This is a genomic window from Elusimicrobiota bacterium (assembly GCA_026388095.1).
Taxonomy (GTDB): domain Bacteria; phylum Elusimicrobiota; class Elusimicrobia; order UBA1565; family UBA9628; genus UBA9628.
In genome coordinates, this window is record JAPLKL010000055.1 from 1 (window position 1) to 2,128 (window position 2,128).

Annotated in this window: 1 protein-coding gene; it reads left to right on the forward strand. The window is 68.9% G+C overall.

Annotated features, from left to right (window positions below):
- Positions 1-163 precede the first annotated feature (163 nt).
- On the forward strand, positions 164-2,128 hold a 1,965-nt coding region (locus tag NTY77_14535), incomplete at its 3' end, for an IPT/TIG domain-containing protein (protein ID MCX5796708.1).

The window sequence follows — 2,128 nt, forward strand, 5'->3', positions numbered from 1 at the left end:
GAGCCAGTATCTCAGCATACCGGATTCGGCGGACTGGGTCTTGGGCACCGGCGACTTCACGGTGGATTGCTGGGTGAGGTTCAATTCCCTGCCCACGGCCGGCATCCCCTATGCCCCTCTTTTCGCCCAATCGGTCAGCGCGAACAATTATATGTCGTTTTATATGCGTCGCGTCAGCGCCGGCAATTATCGCTGGGGCTACACGGTGCACAGCGGCGGCGCGACCACGATCCAATATGAGACAGCCAACAGAGCGCTGGCGACAGCGACCTGGTATCACGTCGCCTTCGTCAGGAGCGGCACCACCAACTCGTACATCTTTCAGAACGGTGTGAGCCAGGCGCTCACTCTGACCGGGAGCTCTTCGGCCAGCATCCCCGACTACGCGGGCAGCGCCTACGTCGGTTCCGACGGCCTCGGCACCAACCGCTTGAACGGTTGGATCGACGGGCTGCGGGTCAGCAAGGGTCTCGCCCGCTGGACCGCCGGCTTCACCCCCCCTGCGGCGCGCTACGATGATGATTCCTACTCGGTCCTTCTGCTGCACATGGATGGGGTGGACACGAGCACGATTTTCATCGACGATGTGCTCACGGGGCGGGCGAAGGCCACGCAAGCGACTCTGGCGACGGATGCGATCGTCCAGTCGCTGAGTTTCTACGCTCACGACACAGGCAACGTCAGGCTGGCCCTGTACTCGGACTCCTCGGGGCCGAGCTCGAAGCTGTGGGAGAGCGGCGACGTGGCGGCGACGGCAGCGTCATGGAACACCGTGCTGATTTCGGCGGGCTCGCCCACCAGCCTGACGCTCAACAGCGGCACCTACTGGCTGGCCTGGCAGTGGAACGCGACGAGCAACGGGCCGAGCTATACGGCGGGCTCCGCGGGCAGCGGCAACTATCTCTGGCAAGTCTACGGCGCCTTCCCGGCGAGCTGGAGCGGAGGGACCAGCTCAACCGAGCAATGGAGCCTGTATGCCACGCAGGCCCCCCCCACGGTCACGAGCATCGCCGCGGCTTCCGGCGACATCCTGGGCGGGACCAGCGTGACCATCACGGGGACGAACTTCGTCAGCGGCGCGACGGTACTCATCGGCGGCGAGGCGGCGACGTCGGTGGCCTGGGTGGACTCCTCCCACCTGACCGCGACCACCCCGGCCGGCGCGGCCGGGACCGCGGACGTGACGGTGACCAACCCGGACGGCCAGTCCGACACTTTGGCGGACGCCTACACCTATGTCAGGAACACGATACTCTGCGGCGCGCCCAGCCGGGACGGGGCGGTCAGTCTCACCGGCGTGGTCAACACCTATTGGCCCGGCGCGGCCTCGGCCCCGGCCAACGCCATGTCCATCACGCTCGGAGCCTCTGCCGGGGCCGCGACGCCGATCTCCGCGGGGGACATGGTCCTGGTCATCCAGATGCAGGACGCGGCGATCGATTCCTCGAACACGAGCTCCTACGGCGACGGCGTGGCCGGGGACCCCGCCAGCGGCTCGACGAGCCTCAACCGATCCGGCATGTACGAGTACGTCAAGGCCCTGAGCGCGCTCGGGACCGGCGGCGGCACGCTGTCGTTCCAGGGGCAGGGCGTAGCCGGCGGTCTCATGCACGCCTACACCGACGCGGCGGCCACGTCCACGCAGGGCCAGCGGCAGTTCCAGGCCGTGCGGGTCCCGCAGTACAGCTCGGCCACGCTGACCTCGGGCCTGACTGCGGCGGCCTGGAACGGGGCCACGGGCGGCGTGCTGGCCGTCGATGTCTCCGGCGTGCTGAGTCTCGGGGGCGCGACGGTGAGCCTCGACGGCCTGGGTTTCCGCGGCGGCGGCGGCCGCCAGCTCACCGGCGACACCGGGGGCCTGAGCACGGACTACGTCCAGAGCTCGACCAAGAACTTCAACGGCGCGAAGGGCGAAGGCATCGCGGGCACCCCGGGCTATATCTACGACGGCAGCGCGGTGGCGACGACCGGGACCGACTACCCGTACAATGGCCTCGGCATCACCGGGGGCACGGCCCGCGGCGCCCCAGGCAACGCCGGCGGCGGCGGGACCGACGGGGAACTGACCTTGAACCAGTGGAACTCCGGCGGGGGCGGCGGCGGCAACGGCGGGACCGGGGGCGGGGGC